Source organism: Leptolyngbya sp. DQ-M1 (genome assembly GCF_039962505.1).
Taxonomy (GTDB): Bacteria; Cyanobacteriota; Cyanobacteriia; order Leptolyngbyales; family Leptolyngbyaceae; genus Leptolyngbya.
This window is the reverse complement of sequence record NZ_JAMPLJ010000003.1, coordinates 200,761-216,346: the sequence shown is the minus strand read 5'-3', so window position 1 is coordinate 216,346 and position 15,586 is coordinate 200,761. Positions and strand designations below refer to the sequence as shown.

General features: G+C 48.3%; 15 protein-coding genes. 7 read left to right on the top strand and 8 right to left on the bottom strand.

The window, feature by feature from the left end:
- Positions 1–34: 34 nt before the first annotated feature.
- Positions 35–1,669, bottom strand: coding sequence for a CTP synthase (locus tag NC981_RS10815; RefSeq protein ID WP_348242841.1), 1,635 nt, complete (start codon positions 1,667–1,669; stop codon positions 35–37).
- A gap of 152 nt (positions 1,670–1,821) precedes the next feature.
- On the opposite strand from NC981_RS10815, the gene NC981_RS10810 reads away from it, so the two are divergent.
- Together NC981_RS10810 and NC981_RS10805 are read left to right on the top strand one after the other, a co-directional pair.
- Entirely contained in the window at positions 1,822–2,241 is a 420-nt protein-coding gene (locus NC981_RS10810) for a XisH family protein (RefSeq protein ID WP_348243225.1), read from the top strand.
- Positions 2,229–2,564, top strand: coding sequence for a XisI protein (locus NC981_RS10805; protein ID WP_348242840.1), 336 nt, complete (start codon positions 2,229–2,231; stop codon positions 2,562–2,564). Before NC981_RS10810 ends, NC981_RS10805 begins: the two co-directional genes overlap by 13 nt.
- Positions 2,565–3,154: 590 nt before the next feature.
- On the opposite strand, the gene NC981_RS10800 is transcribed toward NC981_RS10805, so the two are convergent.
- The 5 genes from NC981_RS10800 to NC981_RS10780 all read right to left on the bottom strand — a co-directional run bounded on the left by NC981_RS10800 (position 3,155) and on the right by NC981_RS10780 (position 9,319).
- Complete coding sequence (locus NC981_RS10800; protein WP_348242839.1) at positions 3,155–4,984, bottom strand: polysaccharide deacetylase family protein; 1,830 nt, start codon at positions 4,982–4,984, stop codon at positions 3,155–3,157.
- Positions 4,985–5,109: 125 nt separating this feature from the next.
- On the bottom strand, positions 5,110–5,787 hold the full coding sequence (locus NC981_RS10795) for a HEAT repeat domain-containing protein (RefSeq protein ID WP_348243224.1): 678 nt from the start codon (positions 5,785–5,787) through the stop codon (positions 5,110–5,112).
- A 48-nt stretch (positions 5,788–5,835) separates the two neighbouring features.
- Positions 5,836–6,765, bottom strand: a complete 930-nt coding sequence (locus NC981_RS10790) for an NAD-dependent epimerase/dehydratase family protein (protein ID WP_348242838.1) — start codon at positions 6,763–6,765, stop codon at positions 5,836–5,838.
- Positions 6,766–7,122: 357 nt separating this feature from the next.
- Entirely contained in the window at positions 7,123–7,437 is a 315-nt protein-coding gene (locus NC981_RS10785; protein ID WP_348242837.1) for a hypothetical protein, read from the bottom strand.
- Between the two features lie 103 nt (positions 7,438–7,540).
- Positions 7,541–9,319, bottom strand: a complete 1,779-nt coding sequence (locus NC981_RS10780; protein WP_348242836.1) for an AAA family ATPase — start codon at positions 9,317–9,319, stop codon at positions 7,541–7,543.
- Between the two features lie 60 nt (positions 9,320–9,379).
- Here NC981_RS10780 and NC981_RS10775 point away from each other — a divergent pair, with 60 nt between their 5' ends.
- From NC981_RS10775 to NC981_RS10765, 3 genes are all read left to right on the top strand, one after another.
- Entirely contained in the window at positions 9,380–11,197 is a 1,818-nt protein-coding gene (locus NC981_RS10775) for a TRC40/GET3/ArsA family transport-energizing ATPase (protein WP_348242835.1), read from the top strand.
- Position 11,198: 1 nt separating this feature from the next.
- Positions 11,199–11,816 (top strand): Uma2 family endonuclease, encoded by a 618-nt coding sequence (locus tag NC981_RS10770; RefSeq protein ID WP_348242834.1) that lies wholly within the window; start codon positions 11,199–11,201, stop codon positions 11,814–11,816.
- A 66-nt stretch (positions 11,817–11,882) separates the two neighbouring features.
- Complete coding sequence (locus NC981_RS10765; protein WP_348242833.1) at positions 11,883–12,752, top strand: 6-carboxytetrahydropterin synthase; 870 nt, start codon at positions 11,883–11,885, stop codon at positions 12,750–12,752.
- Between the two features lie 56 nt (positions 12,753–12,808).
- Here NC981_RS10765 and phoU read toward each other — a convergent pair whose 3' ends face one another.
- Positions 12,809–13,480 (bottom strand): phosphate signaling complex protein PhoU, encoded by a 672-nt coding sequence (gene phoU / locus NC981_RS10760; protein ID WP_348242832.1) that lies wholly within the window; start codon positions 13,478–13,480, stop codon positions 12,809–12,811.
- A 226-nt stretch (positions 13,481–13,706) separates the two neighbouring features.
- Here phoU and NC981_RS10755 point away from each other — a divergent pair, with 226 nt between their 5' ends.
- Together NC981_RS10755 and NC981_RS10750 are read left to right on the top strand one after the other, a co-directional pair.
- Positions 13,707–14,486, top strand: coding sequence for a hypothetical protein (locus NC981_RS10755; RefSeq protein WP_348242831.1), 780 nt, complete (start codon positions 13,707–13,709; stop codon positions 14,484–14,486).
- A 5-nt stretch (positions 14,487–14,491) separates the two neighbouring features.
- On the top strand, positions 14,492–15,175 hold the full coding sequence (locus NC981_RS10750; protein ID WP_348242830.1) for an isochorismatase family cysteine hydrolase: 684 nt from the start codon (positions 14,492–14,494) through the stop codon (positions 15,173–15,175).
- Between the two features lie 51 nt (positions 15,176–15,226).
- Here the strand turns inward: NC981_RS10750 and NC981_RS10745 are convergent, their stop codons facing one another.
- On the bottom strand, positions 15,227–15,541 hold the full coding sequence (locus NC981_RS10745) for a hypothetical protein (protein WP_348242829.1): 315 nt from the start codon (positions 15,539–15,541) through the stop codon (positions 15,227–15,229).
- Positions 15,542–15,586 lie beyond the last annotated feature (45 nt).

The window sequence follows — 15,586 nt, the reverse complement described above, 5'->3', positions numbered from 1 at the left end:
CTCTCGTCAAAGCAGGTATCCAGCGAAACTCAACTTATGCTTCGACGGGGACTTTACCTCTTGAAATTTCGATTTCTCGATTTAATGCTGCCTGCATGAATCCTCTGAACAAGGGGTGCGGCGTACTCGGACGAGACTGAAACTCTGGGTGAAACTGGGTTGCAATAAAGAACGGATGCCCTGGAAGCTCGATGATTTCAACCAGCCGACCATCGGGAGAAGTTCCACTCACCACATATCCCGATTCTAAAAATAGATTCCGGTATGCGTTGTTAAATTCATAACGATGGCGATGACGTTCGTAGATCACTTCTTTTCCATAAAGCGATAACGTTAGTGTGTTTGGAGTCAAGCGACAAGGATATAAACCGAGTCGCATCGTTCCACCCAAATCGACGACATCTTGCTGCTCTGGCAGTAAGTTAATGACTGCGTTTTTGGCATCAGGAATAAATTCTGCACTGTGAGCATCGTCGATGTGTGCAACATTTCTCGCCCATTCGATCACCGAACACTGCATTCCCAAGCACAATCCGAGGAATGGAATGTTATGAGTACGGGCATATTCGATCGCCGCAATTTTCCCATCGACCCCGCGAATGCCAAATCCACCCGGAACAACAATTCCATCCACGTTTGCAAGGTAATGTTCGGCTCCTTTTTCTTCGATTTCTTCTGAGTTAATCCAGCGCAGGTTTAAGGCGCTTCCGGTTGCGATCGCCGCGTGTTTTAGCGCTTCGACGACCGATAAGTACGCATCGGATAGACGAACATATTTTCCAACGATCGCAATTTCAAGCTCTTGTGAAGGTTGATAAAGACGTTCAACCAAGGTTTGCCACTGGCTGAGATTGGGAGTGCGTTGTTCAAGCTGAAGCAGATCGATCGCTTGCGTTGCGAGTCCTTCTTTTTCCAGGCGTAAGGGGACTTCATAGATACTGCGGGCATCCTGGCAAGTGATCACGCACTCTGCCGGAACATCGCAGAACTCCGACATTTTTTCTTTCATTCCCAATGGCAAAGGACGATCGCAGCGACAGACGAGAATATCGGGTTGAATGCCGATCGATCGTAACTCTTTCACCGAATGTTGAGTCGGCTTTGTCTTCATTTCGCCTGCTGCTGGAATCCAGGGAATCAGCGTGACGTGCATATACATCACGTTCCGCCGCCCCACTTCTTTACGAAATTGACGAATCGCTTCCAGAAAAGGCAGCGATTCAATATCACCAACTGTTCCGCCAATTTCAGTAATCACTACATCGGGATTTGTGTTTTGAGCGACGCGCAGAATTCGCTCTTTGATTTCATTGGTGATGTGCGGGATGACCTGAACGGTTCCACCGTTGTAATCACCCCGTCGCTCTTTATTAATCACCGCTTGATAGATCGATCCGGTTGTGACGCTATTCAACCGCGACATGGATGTATCAGTAAAGCGCTCATAATGTCCCAAGTCGAGGTCTGTTTCTGCACCATCTTCGGTGACGAACACTTCCCCATGTTGAAACGGACTCATCGTGCCCGGATCAACGTTGATATAAGGATCGAGCTTGAGGATCGACACGGAGTAATCTCGTGACTTGAGTAATCGTCCGAGACTCGCGGCTACAATCCCCTTTCCAATGCTAGAAACAACGCCACCCGTAACGAATACAAATTTAGTCATAAACTTCTGTGTCGACCCCGCCAAAACTGCATCCGGTCTATTCTGCCATAGTTGCGCGGAAGTCTGGGGGGAATGTTTGGAGTTTCTCAAGAAATCGCCGCTCGATCGTCAGCCATTTGATAGCATCGGATAAATATCGCAATGCAAATTTAATGTCCGCGAAAGATCGGTATCACAGTGCAGTCAGAAATGCCCTCGTAAAAGAGCAATGGACAATTACGGATGATCCGCTCAAGCTCAAGTTTGAGGACGAAGATGAAGTCAGAATTGATTTGGGTGCAGAACAGCTTCTCGCCGCAGAGAAAGGGACTGATAAGATTGCAGTTGAAATAAAAAGCTTTTTGAGTGAATCAGCCCTTTTTGATTATCATGCTGCTTTGGGACAATTTCTCAACTACCGATTAGTCCTGGAAACTCTAGAACCAGAGCGCGTACTTTACCTGGCAGTTCCGCTCATTGCTTACGAAGAGTTTTTTCAGCGCCCTTTGGCGATTGCTTCTGTGCGAAAGTATGGAGTTAAATTGTTGGTATACGATCCGTTAGCAGAGGTCATTGTGCGATGGAACGAATAGACCAATATCGGCAGGCAATCCGATCGCTGTTGGAACGTTATGCGGCTGAGGAAAATCGCGATGATCAACTAGAAACGCAGGTTGTTTGCGATTCTGAGCATGATCACTATCAACTGGTGAGTTTAGGCTGGCAAGGACAACGGCGATTTTATAGCTGTCTCATGCACTTGGATATAAAAAACGGCAAGATTTGGATTCAGCGCAATCAAACGGATCAATTGATTGCTCAGGAGCTTGTAAAAATGGGGGTAGCGCGAGAGGATATCGTTTTGGGGCTGCAACCTGCTTATGCTAGACCCGATACAGGCTATGGCGTAGCCTAAAATTCCTGCTTGTTCTTTGGAACTCGATTTAAGCCTGAACGATCAAACTGAGATTGTGCGAGTGTCAGAAGTACGATCTCGATAGAGAATAACTTGAGTCTCCAACGAAGACTTATCCTCAGTTTGCTTCAACAAGCGCGATTGTTTCGGTACGCGACCGAAATAGGGCAACATTCCCTTAGTAAGGAAGCTATTTCCGAGGACGCTCGCGAGAGACAGCAAGCCCGTAGACGGCGGAAAACTCACTGATTTTCGTGTCTCGTGCAAGGATCAAGGCAACGCAGTCAGCATGAGTTTCGAGCTTGCAAATTTTGTGCTCGATCAACCGCACTCACTCAACTTTTCGATCACATATCCAAGACAGCCACCGCTGACTCTTCAATCTCGCATTTCTGTGAAGCCGCATGGCATTGGCGTACATTACGCGCTTAATAATCTAGCCCTGCAACAGATTGCTTTGTTTCTGACGTTAGCTGTGAGTTTTCTGTGCTTTTTGCCAGATCTGTATTGGATTGTATTTCGTAAAAATTCCGCAAGTTAGTGCTTTAAAGATGAATGGAGCGCGATCGCACCGATCGCGCTACCTTTACTTACGGATTTGCAGCAGTCTTACAAGATGAGGAATCGGTCTGCACAGGCGGCATCAGCGCCACAATATGCGGCACCGGACGCGGCGTATAACTCATCATCGATTCACCCTTGTACACCAGTGATGCACTCGCCCCAGAATCCAACATTACCGCTTCTTTGAGTCCCGCTTTTGCCAGCGCTTCACCCAGCGCCACCGAGTTGACGTAATCGCCCGAAACTCCAACTAACGGACGATCGGCTTGATCAATTCCCCAAAACGCTCGATCGCGCTCTGCATCAAAACCAAACAGCCCCCGGAAAGTTTCAGCAGATTGCGGTTGCCCATCTTTCACCAACCATGCCCCAGCCACAAACGCATCTTGAACCCCGTCTAATTCAGAGGCAATGCCTTCGCGGGTATTATGCTTCAGCGGGTCAAACGGAACGTATTTGATCGTGCGATCGCTAATCAAAACGAGCGGTCGTCCTTCCAGCTTTGTCAGCGTCCCTTGAGGTGCGGGCACGAACGTTCCAGCTTGAGAACTCATCACAGGGCCAATCATCTTATTCGAGTTCAGCGCCTCTAATGAAAAGAAGCCACCATCAACACCCGCGATCGCCGGAGTGCCTTTCATGATTTCTCCAACCTGGTAACGGCTGTCTGCATGAATTGTAGTTGGCTTTCCACCTGCCGCCATAATCAGGGGCACTTTGTTGACCGTAGTTTTAATCAACTCCACAGGCGCACTAAAGTTCAGTCCATCTTTAATCAACGCCACGGGTGGGCCACCGTTTGCTGCCTCGATCACTTTCTCGATCTGAGATTGTCCAATTCGCGAGACGTTAAATAGGTTTTCGGATTCAGCGGCAAAAAGGTTTGCCTCATCGCTCATTGTCCAAGCTGCTTGATAGCCGGCCGCGATCGCCGCTTGCTGCACCCGCTCATCGTTCTTGCCTTCGGGATAGACAAAATACTTAATCGGAATGCCGAGTTTTTCCTCTAGCGCCCGCTTCGATTCGGTCATTTCAAACGCTAACTTGGCATCCTCCTTGATTTCGCGTAGATCACGCGGATGATTCACACTATGCGAAGCGATCGTTACCAAAGGATCAGCCGACATCTCCTTGATTTGCTCCCAGGTCATGCCGGGACGACCTCTAGGCTTGTCGATTTTGGCAGGATAGATCGCGAATGCTGCGGGGTAGCCGTACTTTTTCAGCAAGGGATAGACAAACTTGTAGTGACCTAAATATCCATCATCAAAGGTGAGCACGATCGGTTTTGCAGGCAGCGGGATTCCCGTCTTCAGATGCTCAACAAGCTGATCAAAGCTAATCGGAGTGAGATTATTTTTCTGGATCAGCTTTAAGTGCGCCTCAAACTCTTCGGGCGTGACATCAAAGAACACTTCTTTCTGCGCCACAATGTCGTGATACATCATGATCGGCACCTTTGCCAATCGCGCCCGCACATTAATTTGCGGAAAGGGTGCTTCTGCAAACTCGGCTTTCCAGGCTTCAGCGAACTGCTTCGATTCAGCGTTAAACGTGACAGGCTTGAAATCTTGAGGAATCGAAGTCGAAGCTTGATAGCCAATCTGCGCCCCTTGCGTACAAATTGGAGCGATCGCAACGTTAAGGCTCGATTTCAGCGTTGGTGGCTTTTCAATCACCTCCATCAAGGTTGGCGGCGCGATCGTTGCCATTTGAGTCGGAATCATTCCAGCGCAAGCCCCAATCGTCACGGTTGCAGCGAGGGACAAACCAAAAAGCGCGAATCGTTTCCAGTGCGATCGAGGAGCAATTCGTTTAGAAAAGCTCGAAAGGCGTGTCCAAAGCGACAATTTCATGATGAAGATGGGGTTAGGGTCAGTTATTAGATGTACTCGATCGGACTGGCATCCCTAAGTCATGCAACTTACACAATTGAAGGGAAGCTTGTCAATCTTTTCTCCCTAGCCCCTGCCTGATCCGGTTAAACCGCTTCAGACTCGCTCAATCGCTTTAAGGCAAGCCGCGCCGATTCTGCCACGTTGGAATTATTGTCTTTCTCCAAATAGCGCAGAGCAGAACGGCTCTTTTCGCTCGGCAGGTTGCCTAATGCTTCTGCAAGCCGCTGCCGCACAAGCCAATCTTCGGACTGGGCGAATCGCAGGATCGCATCGACGGTATCGACGGCTTTAATTTCTCCCAACGCCGCGATCGCAGCTTGTTGCACCACTACTTCTTCGCTGTCTAATGCCTGCAAGAGCACTTCCCGCGCTCGTGAATCTTTCAGGTTTCCCAGCGCCACCGCCGCACTAAAGCGCACCAGCCAATCTGTATCCTCATAAAAGGCACGCACTAACGGCTCGAAGGCTCTGATATCTTCGAGATATCCTAAAGCACCTGCGGCATCTGCGCGAATGCCATAATCTTTCTCGGTTTCAAGAATATTAAGCAAGATTGGAAAGCATTCGTCAGTTTGCTTAATTCCCAGCGCAAAGACTGCCATCGATCGAATTTGTAAACTCTCGTCGTTCAGCACCTTTTTGATCAGCGGTACGGCATCTTCTGCAGGGACTTCTCGCAGGTTCGCTAAAGCAATCATGCGATCGCGACTGGAGGTGCTTTCGAGGTGTTGGGAAATCTGCTGTAGGCTGAAACTCATAATTTTCACAAATCTTCAAGGTGCTGATCTCATTGTGGCAGAATTACACGATTAGAGGACGTATAGATCCCGATGGGCGGTATACCATTCGACAGTTCTTCTCAAACCTTGCTGTAGAGAGGTTTTTGGCTTCCAGCCTAGCTTTGATATTGATTGTGCAATCTTTGCTGCCCGGACTTGTTCCATCGGTCGATCGGGTAATGCTCCAAATTGAGGTCGAATGCTGGGATTAATTAATTGATTAATCTGCTCGACAAGGGTTGAAATTGGGGTTAAGGTGCTTGACCCTAGCTCGAATGTACAGCCTTCGACACCGGGCGCTTGGGCGGTTGCAATCAAGCCATCGACGAGATCCTCGACATAAATCCAGTCGATTTGTCGCTGACCGCTGCTGAGTTCGGGTGCTTTTCCTTCCAGCATCGAAAGCGTCACATAGGGAATTAACTTTTTGATGTCTTTTTGAGCAGGGCCGTACACCATGAAAATTCGCGCATTGACGATCGGCACTTGGTAAAGCTGATAGAACATTTGCGCATAAGCGCTACTCGACCATTTCGCTGCGGCATAGGGTGATGAAGGAATCGGAGCATCGCCTACATCTGGTTCTTCCAGTGACCCTGCCAAAATGATTCTGCGTCCGCCGGCTTCCGCCATTAGGGTTAATAGATTCACGGTGCTGAGGAGATTGTTTTCGAGAGTCGATCGCACAGCATCGATACTGCGTGAACCCGAAACATAGCTCGCTAAGTGAAAGACAATATCGGGCTTAATGCTCGTAAAAATCTGCTGCATTTCATCAAAGTTTCTGACATCTGCCTGTAACCATTGAATCGAACCATCTTCAGAGAATTGCTTATAGCGAGACACGCCATATACAGTGGCATCACAGTGAATCAAGCGCTGGCAAAGATGAGAGCCTATGAAACCCGTTGCGCCAGTTACTAAAACTTTTTGCCCATCAAACGATTGAGGAGAATACATACGAAGATTAGGGGAATTTTTAACGTTGAGAATGACAAACCCAAACAGCGGTAGCCGTCGTGTCGCATCTAGTCTGGAGAGAAACAATGCTTCAGCAAAAATATTAAATTGCTTGTGTTTCTATGAAGACAGTCAGTAATTTTAAGCAGGCTCTAAATTCAGCAACACTGGACATTAATTGATACTCGTCGCTCTAAGGAATAAACCTAGAGTATTAACATTGATGCCAAATTAGCTCTACAACACTGCAGCCTGTAGAAAATTGACCAACCGAAAGCGGCGAAGGCTTGGATTCATTCTGCCTCTCACCGCCGATTAGTTATTGCACTTCTGGTTACTGCACTTCAAACGAAGCAACTAGCTTGGTAAATCGACGCGATTACCGTTGTTATCTTCGTAGTACATCGGGGGTTCAACTGCAAAATTGTTGATCTGACCAGACTCAGTGATTACATAGCCATCGGTTGTCTTTAGATCTGTGTCAGATTCTGCTTCGACTGCTTCTTCAAGCTGATGAATGTTCTTTTCAACATTGACCCCAGAGGGAATGCGTTCATCCGGAGCATTGACATCAGTCGGCTGTGCGGTTTGAACAGCCCAATGATCGTTTCCTGCTGCACCTCTTCCAGGTTGAGCGGTTTCAGGGGAGGATAAGTCTGGATTATTTGTCATAGGTGTTTACTCTGAATTCATTTCTGGTTTAGACGATAGCTCGATCGACCTTTGTAAGATTCTTCCGATCGAGATAACTTGGTAAACCAGAAGACAGACTCCGCTAACGTCGCTGACTGAGTAAGGCTTGATAGGCGATCGCGAAGTCTTCTCCGGTAATCTGTAAGTCAGTCGGTTCGCTCATGCCTAAAGCGCGATAGCGTCGAACAGCTTGCAGCGCGGCTTGATTACTCAAAAGCGCCAAGTCTGCACCGTTCCAGCCTTCGGTTGAATGGGCGATCACGTCTAGATCAACCTCGGCTAAAGGTCGATCGGCATTATGCACTCGGAGAATTTCCAAACGACTGGATTGATCCGGCAGAGACACTTGAATCTGTAAATCTAATCGTCCTGCCCGAAGTAAAGCTGGATCGAGTTCATCGGGGCGATTCGTTGCTCCGATTAATAGCACTGTGCCACAGTCTTGTAATCCGTCGAGTTCAGTCAGGAGTTGACCGACGACGCGATCGCTCACCCCCGAATCGCCGCTAAACTTACCACGCACAGGTGCTAACGTATCAATTTCATCAATGAACACGACGCAGGGCGAAGCTTGACGCGCTTTGCTGAATAAATCGCGAACTTCTTGTTCTGCGGCTCCGACCCAACGACTCATCAACTCTGCACCATTCACCGCAATAAAGTTTGCTCTGGCTTGAGAGGCAACGGCTTTGGCTAACAAAGTTTTACCTGTTCCGGGCAGTCCCCACAGTAAGATGCCGCGAGGTGCTTTCGCTCCAGTGCGCTGGTACAGTTCAGGATAGAGCATTGCACCTTCGACGGCTTCTTGTAAGGTGCGTTTGATGTCTTCGAGTCCGCCGATCTGCTCCCAAGAAACGTTAGGAGATTCAACTTCAACCGATCGCAGTACCGAGGGTTTGATTTCTTTGAGTGCTTGCAGAAAATCCGTCTGTTCGATCATCAATTCATTCGGAACTGCTTCTAATGAAGGTACTTGTCGTCGCAAGGCGGTATAAGCCGCTTTTTGACAAACTGCTTTAAGATCTGCGCCCACCATTCCGACCGTGAGATCTGCGATCGCATCAAGATCCACAGAATTGAGGGGCATCGATCGCGTCAGAATCTTGAGAATTTCTAAGCGTCCGCTGCGATCGGGCACTCGGAATTGGATTTCGCGATCAAAGCGTCCCGGTCGCCGTAGGGCTGGATCGAGATGATCCGGGCGATTCGTTGCTGCGAGAACAATCACACCTTTCGTTTGCGCGAATCCATCCATTAAGGTGAGCAACTGAGCCACAACGCGCTTTTCGACTTCGCCTTCGACTTTGGCGCGATCGGGCGCAAGGCTGTCAATCTCATCGATAAATACAATGCAGGGAGCTGAAGCCGCCGCTTTCTCGAAAATGCTGCGAAGTCGGGCTTCTGCTTCCCCATAATATTTGCCCATGACTTCGGGAGCGGCGATCGCAATGTAGTTCACGCCCAATTCGTCAGCGAGCGATCGAGCGGTCAAGGTTTTTCCGGTACCAGGTGAACCTGTGAGCAAGACTCCGCGAGGAGGTTCAAGCCCTAGCTTTTCTAAAACTTCTGGTCGCTTCAGCGGCAGTTCGACCAATTCCCGCAACTCTTTCAAGACATCACCCAATCCCCCGATGTTTTGTAGCGACACAGGATTTGCAGGTGGGGGCGTAATCACCACCTCTGGAGCAGAAGGCTGAGCGGGTTGAGGGCGGCTCACGCCGATTCCTGTATTGCGAGGAATGCTGCTAAAAGCTGCCCGATTCACTTGCACATTGGCTTTGATTTCACCTTTTTCTGCTTTTTCTTCGAGCAGTTTGGCAAGTTCTAATAGTTGCTCAAATCCTTTAAATAGCTCACTCATGATTGGTCGGGTTTTGGGGAAGACTATGAGTGATTGTGCCCAAACTCGCCCTTCTGAACGATGAAAACTCTAAACTCCTTTAATTCTCTACATTTAGCAATGTTTAGCGGTAAGGGAGGCGTGGGAAAATCGACGCTCTCCAGTGGATTTGCACGACACTGGGCAAAACAGTTTCCCAAGGAGCGAATTTTGCTCCTTTCAACTGATCCAGCGCATTCATTGGGCGATGTGCTGCAAATAGAAGTGAGCAATACGGCTCAAACGGTTGAGGATTTACCCAATTTGAGCGTCAGGGCATTAGATGCGGGACTGCTGCTGAAGGAGTTTAAGGCGAACTATGGTGAGATTCTGGAACGGTTAGTCGAGCGGGGCAGCTTTGCGGAGAAAGGAGATTTGTCTTCGGTGTGGGATCTGGGCTGGTCGGGACTCGATGAACTGATGGGAATTCTCGAAATTCAGCGGCTTCTGAACGATCGCATCGTCGATCGCATTGTGGTAGATATGGCTCCAAGCGGTCACACCTTAGCGCTGTTTAATCTCATGGACTTTCTCCAAGAGTTTCTATCTGCATTGGAACTCTTTCAGCAAAAACATCGCACCATCAGCGAAACCTTTACCGGACGCTACACTCCCGACGAGGTCGATCGTTTTCTCGAATCGATGCAGCGTGACTTAACAGACGGACGGCAATTGTTGCAAGATCGATCGCGCGCTGCTTGCTTTATTGTAGCGATCGCAGAATGGTTGAGTTTATGTGAATCAGAACGCTTTCTAAAATCTCTGGAAACGCTACAGGTTCCATTCGGGGCACTGTTTCTCAACCAAATTAATTCTGAGAGCGAAATGCTGATTGAGAAGTTTCAATACAGCTTTGAACCTGGGTCTATTATCACAATTCCACAACAGCTCGAAGAACCGATCGGAGCAGGCGCGATCGATCGCTTAATCTTGCAAATTGGTCTTTCAGGTTCACTTTTAACTTCTCACTTCGTTGAACCTTCGACTAAATTCGCAGATTTCATCCTAGAAGGTCGCAAGCTGATTTTAGTCGGCGGTAAAGGCGGAGTTGGAAAAACAACTGTTGCAGCCGCGATCGCGCTCAATCTGGCGCAACAGCATCCCGATAAAAAGATTCGGGTGATTTCGATTGATCCAGCACATTCATTAGGCGATGCCTTCGGCACTCAACTCAGACATCAACCCACCGAAATCTTATCCAACCTCAGCGCTCAGGAAATGGATGCGCGTGAAATGCTCGACGAGTTTCGATCGACCTACCTGTGGGAGTTAGCCGACATGATGAGCGGCACAACTCAAGACGAAACTCTGCAAATTGCCTACACTCCGGAGGCATGGCGCAAAATCATGGCGCAAGCCCTCCCCGGAATCGAAGAAATGCTCTCTCTAATTGAGGTGATGGAACTTTTAGACTCGCAAGCTCAAGACCTGATTATTCTGGATACCGCTCCGACGGGACACCTGTTGCGCTTCCTCGAAATGCCTTCCGTTTTGTCAAACTGGTTAGCTTGGATTTTCAAACTCTGGCTGAAATATCAAGATGTTGCTGGACATACGGAACTCATGAGCCGTTTGAGAACTTTGCGTCAGCGAGTTGTGCAAACCCACAAAAAACTGCAAAATCCTGAACATACAGAGTTTATCGCCGTTGTACAAAACCGATCGACCATCCTCGCCGAAACTGAACGTCTGATCAAATCGCTCGAACAGTTGCAAGTCTATCAGCGCTACATCGTTCACAACCGCGCTGATCATCCACTCGATTCGTTTGGGGGTAAAACGATCGTCACACTGCCTAACATCTCTGCGGAACTCCCGCCATTCGCTCAACTGGAGAAAGTCGCCGAACTGCTGAGATAGAATGAAACAACTCCGATCGACGCGCTTGAACACCATGACTCAGGCTCAAACGAAAAAACTCACTTTTGAGGAGTATCTGGCTTACAACGACGGCACAGATACGCGATACGAACTCGTGGACGGAGAACTAATCGAAATGCCGCCAGAATCACAGCAAAATAACGATGTTGCTAAGCGCATCTTTTTTGAGCTTCTCAAGCATTTTCCGATCGGACTGATTGCCTACAAAGATACTGAGATTGAAGTGTCCGGCAGACAAGCCAGATGCCGACTGCCTGATTTAATTCTTCATACTGAGGAGTCTAAGGCAGCACTAAACCAAGCAACACGAGCAACTATCACCCGTGATATGCCGCCCCCCGCGATCGTCATCGAAGTCGTCTCACCCGGCACAGTGAATCGCGATCGGGATTATCGCCACAAACGCACCGAGTATGCCGCTCGCTGCATTCCCGAATATTGGATTATTGATCCGCAAGAACAGCAAATTACTCTCTGTACCTGGGTAAACGGTCAATACGAAGATCAAGTGCTGAGAGGCGATGAGAAAGTTCCATCGTCGATCGTCCCAATGTTTGATCAAAGCGTGAATCAGATTCTAAACGCCCCACAAATTTAAACGCATTCCCAACCGGGAGAGCTTATCCTAAAGGTGTATGAAGTTTTTTAAACTCCCAACCTTTCTATGAAATGTATCATCGATCGCCGCGCCCAGTTTTCGGCAAGCCATCGGTACTATCTGCCAGAACTGAGCGAGGCGGAAAACGTCGAGCGATTCGGGGCTTGTACGCGCGCTCCCGGACATGGGCATAACTATGTCGTGTACGTCTCAATGCTGGGGGATCTAGACGAATATGGCATGGTACTCAATCTGTCGGATGTCAAGCATGTGATCAAGCGCGAAGTCACCAGTCAGCTTGACTTTTCCTATCTAAATGACGCGTGGACAGAGTTCCAGCAAACCCTTCCCACAACTGAAAATATTGCTCGATCGATCTGGTATCGACTCGCACCGCACTTGCCGATTGTCAAAATCCGACTCTACGAACATCCTGAACTCTGGGCAGATTATCTAGGAAACAACATGGAAGCTTACCTCACCATCAGCACTCACTTTAGCGCTGCTCACCGTCTCGCTCGTCCTGATCTGAGTTTTGAGCAGAACTGCGAAATCTACGGCAAATGCGCCCGCCCCAATGGTCACGGTCACAATTATCACCTTGAAGTCACAATCAAAGGTGAAATGGATCAGCGAACGGGAATGATTGCAGATTTAGTCGCATTCCAGAAAGCGGTTGATGATTACGTTGTAGAACCTTTCGACCACACTTTCTTAAACAAAGATATCCCTTATTTTGAGAAAGTTGTGCCCACCGCAGAAAACATCGCCGTTCACATTCGCGACTTGCTTGAGGAGCCGATTTGTCAAATCGGGGCACAGTTGTACAAAGTGAAATTAATCGAGAGTCCGAATAACTCTTGCGAAGTCTATGGTGCAACTGCGATCGATGCAATTGCACCCCTGATGCGTGAACCTGCACTCGCAAAAGCGTAAAACCAGATTGTTTGCATCGGGCGATTGTTTGATTAGATAGAATCGCCCGGAAAAAATTAGCGTTTGCCCGTGACAATGTACGCCACTCGCTTACCGATATTTGCCGCATGATCTGCCATGCGCTCTAAGTGGCGAATGATCAGCACTTGCAGCACGATCGGTTCGATCATGCCCTTTACATCTTTCTGACGCGCCAATAAGTTATAAAGCGTTTCGTAGTCTGAATCCACGACATCATCACGCTGACGCACATCTAAACCCAATTCAGCGTTGAGATCGGACAGCGACTCTAAACTAAGGGCTAACATTGCCCGACAGCGATCGAACATCTGCTGAATTTTACCCAGGTGCGGCGATTCAGGATACGGAAACAACTGCACTGCGACATCGCCTAAATTCTGAGCATAGTCGCCAATTCGCTCTAGGTCGCGGACAAGCTGCATCAAAGCGCTGAGTAGCCTTAGATCTTGAGCCACCGGGGATTGCAGCGCGATTAGATTGACGCAATCGAGTTCGATCTGTTTGTAGAGACGATCGATTTTCTTATCGAGTTTGCGAATTTGGTCAGCGGCAGCGAGATTGCGATCGAATAGGGCTTCGCGAGCGAGACAGCACGATCGTTCGACCAATGCTCCCATCCGCAATACATCGCGTTGGATGCGTTTAATCTGGCGCTCGAAGTGAACCCGAATCGGTTCTTGACCCTCTGGCACGTTTTTGTAAAACATTGAATTGTCAAAGAAATCTGGGGAAAAGCGGTCAGCTGAAGGCTTCACTATAACAATAGAATTTTTAGATGTCAGGTGCTGTACAAAACGTTTCAATTCTTTTTTATTTTAGAGCGATCGAATTTTCAGATCATCCTGTAACCTATAGACTTCCCGATCAAAGCGCCTATATTGTTTCCCTTCTAAAATAAAGATGATCGCGAACCTTATTTCGACAAATTCCGCTATGTTTTCTTCTGCTGACGACCAGATCGCACAATATTCTCAAGGGCACAGCTTATTTGCCCAACTCAGAAGCCGCTTTCCGCAAGGAGCGCTGATTTCGGAACTGGTTCAAATTCATGATGGACAGTTTGTGGTCAGAGCCATCGTCCAGGTTGGAACCACGACGATGGCTACCGGAATGGCGGCGGCTGAAAAAATCGAAGTTGCAGAAGATCGAGCGCGGGTTCGAGCAATGGAGGTGCTAGGAATTTCGCCAACCGGAGGCGCAACTACATTTGATGTGGCGGCGCGATCGATGGAACCTCCTAAAGAAGTCGAACCGAGTTTTACAGCGGCAATTCCCGATCTTCCATTACCCGCCGTTGAAGCGTTGGTTCCTGAAATTCCCAAGAAAACGGTTCGCAAGAAAAAAGAAGAACCAATCGATGAAGTGGCTCCAGTTCCTGATTTGCTGTCATTTCCGGGCTTAGATATGCCAGAGATTAAATCTGCACTGCCAGAAATCACTCGTGAGCCTGCGAACCCGACGATCGATTTCGCGTCGGATTTTGAAGACGATGAGCCAGAACTGCCTGCACCAGAACCGATCGATCTATCCGATGCGATCGCGCAAATTGGTACAGAAATTGAGCGGATTGGCTGGACAAAGAAACAAGGAAGCACGTATCTTCAAGACACTTACGGTAAAAAAACTCGTGCTGAGCTAGATGAGGATGAATTGATCGAGTTTCTGCACTATCTCAAAGCCTTACCATCTAAGGGACAAGGAATTCCCTTCTAGAACCTATGACATTTATTGCCGCACAGCCTTACGAGTATGAGCTACCGATCGATTCGGAAATCGCGTTGATTGTGATTGATATGCAGCGCGATTTTCTTGAATCGGGTGGATTTGGCGAAGTGTTAGGAAATGACGTCGGGCGATTAACGGCGATCGTTCCGACTGTGAAACGCTTGCTCGAAGGCTGTCGCGCTTTCAATGTCCCGATTTTTCATACCCAAGAAGGGCACCAGCCTGACTTATCTGATTGTCCCAAATCGAAGTTGAAGCGCGGTCGGGGAGAGTTGACGATCGGCGATTCTGGCAAATTGGGGAGAATTCTAGTCTTAGGGGAACCTGGAAATGAAATTATTCCAGAACTTGCACCGATGCCTGGAGAAGTCTTGATTCCAAAACCGGGAAAAGGTGCGTTCTACAATACTGATTTAGAGATGCACTTGATTGCGCGCAACGTTACGCATTTATTGATTGCAGGCGTAACAACAGAAGTTTGTGTTCAAACGACGATGCGTGAGGCGAACGATCGTGGTTATGAATGTTTGTTGGTTGAAGATGCAACCGAGAGCTATTTTGCTGAGTTTAAGCAAGCGACCTTAGAAATGATGCGGGCGCAAGGTGGCATCGTCGGATGGACCGCGACGACCGATCAGGTGTTGGAAGGATTGCGATCGTGGAAAGCAGTAGGCTAAGCGATCGAGTTTGAAAGCTCGATCGCCAATGAGAATTGATGCAGAATCTAATTACTTATCACCAACAACCTTCTCAACTGCCGCTTCTGCCTTTTCGATGATGTTGGCTTGATCAGGATTTTCCTTCTTGAAGATCTTGAGATCTTTCTCATATTCTTTGTCTAAGCCCTTCGGATCGTTTGCAGCTTCCATCGCTTTTTCGTAAGCTTCTTGGCGGCTGGAATACTCTTGTCCATCTGGGCTGATGACTTCTTCACTTCCGGGCGGTTGAAGTGTCACATTTGCATAAGCAGGCATAAAGAAGCCTGTCCATGCCATCAAACCGACCACAAGCACTGCAAAGACACGCGCCATTAAACGTTTCATATAAGTCCTCCGAACATAATAATCAATTTGCGTTCGGGGCAATTT

Excerpts from the sequence above, each read along its gene's own strand:
- NC981_RS10805 (WP_348242840.1), top strand. The coding sequence starts at position 2,229 with ATGGAACGAATAGACCAATATCGGCAGGCAATCCGATCGCTGTTGGAA.
- NC981_RS10750 (WP_348242830.1), top strand. The coding sequence starts at position 14,492 with ATGACATTTATTGCCGCACAGCCTTACGAGTATGAGCTACCGATCGAT.
- NC981_RS10810 (WP_348243225.1), top strand. The coding sequence starts at position 1,822 with ATGTCCGCGAAAGATCGGTATCACAGTGCAGTCAGAAATGCCCTCGTA.
- NC981_RS10765 (WP_348242833.1), top strand. The coding sequence starts at position 11,883 with ATGAAATGTATCATCGATCGCCGCGCCCAGTTTTCGGCAAGCCATCGG.
- NC981_RS10785 (WP_348242837.1), bottom strand. The coding sequence starts at position 7,437 with ATGACAAATAATCCAGACTTATCCTCCCCTGAAACCGCTCAACCTGGA.
- NC981_RS10770 (WP_348242834.1), top strand. The coding sequence starts at position 11,199 with ATGAAACAACTCCGATCGACGCGCTTGAACACCATGACTCAGGCTCAA.
- NC981_RS10780 (WP_348242836.1), bottom strand. The coding sequence starts at position 9,319 with ATGAGTGAGCTATTTAAAGGATTTGAGCAACTATTAGAACTTGCCAAA.
- phoU (WP_348242832.1), bottom strand. The coding sequence starts at position 13,480 with ATGTTTTACAAAAACGTGCCAGAGGGTCAAGAACCGATTCGGGTTCAC.
- NC981_RS10800 (WP_348242839.1), bottom strand. The coding sequence starts at position 4,984 with ATGAAATTGTCGCTTTGGACACGCCTTTCGAGCTTTTCTAAACGAATT.
- NC981_RS10745 (WP_348242829.1), bottom strand. The coding sequence starts at position 15,541 with ATGAAACGTTTAATGGCGCGTGTCTTTGCAGTGCTTGTGGTCGGTTTG.
- NC981_RS10790 (WP_348242838.1), bottom strand. The coding sequence starts at position 6,765 with ATGTATTCTCCTCAATCGTTTGATGGGCAAAAAGTTTTAGTAACTGGC.
- NC981_RS10755 (WP_348242831.1), top strand. The coding sequence starts at position 13,707 with ATGTTTTCTTCTGCTGACGACCAGATCGCACAATATTCTCAAGGGCAC.
- NC981_RS10815 (WP_348242841.1), bottom strand. The coding sequence starts at position 1,669 with ATGACTAAATTTGTATTCGTTACGGGTGGCGTTGTTTCTAGCATTGGA.
- NC981_RS10775 (WP_348242835.1), top strand. The coding sequence starts at position 9,380 with ATGAAAACTCTAAACTCCTTTAATTCTCTACATTTAGCAATGTTTAGC.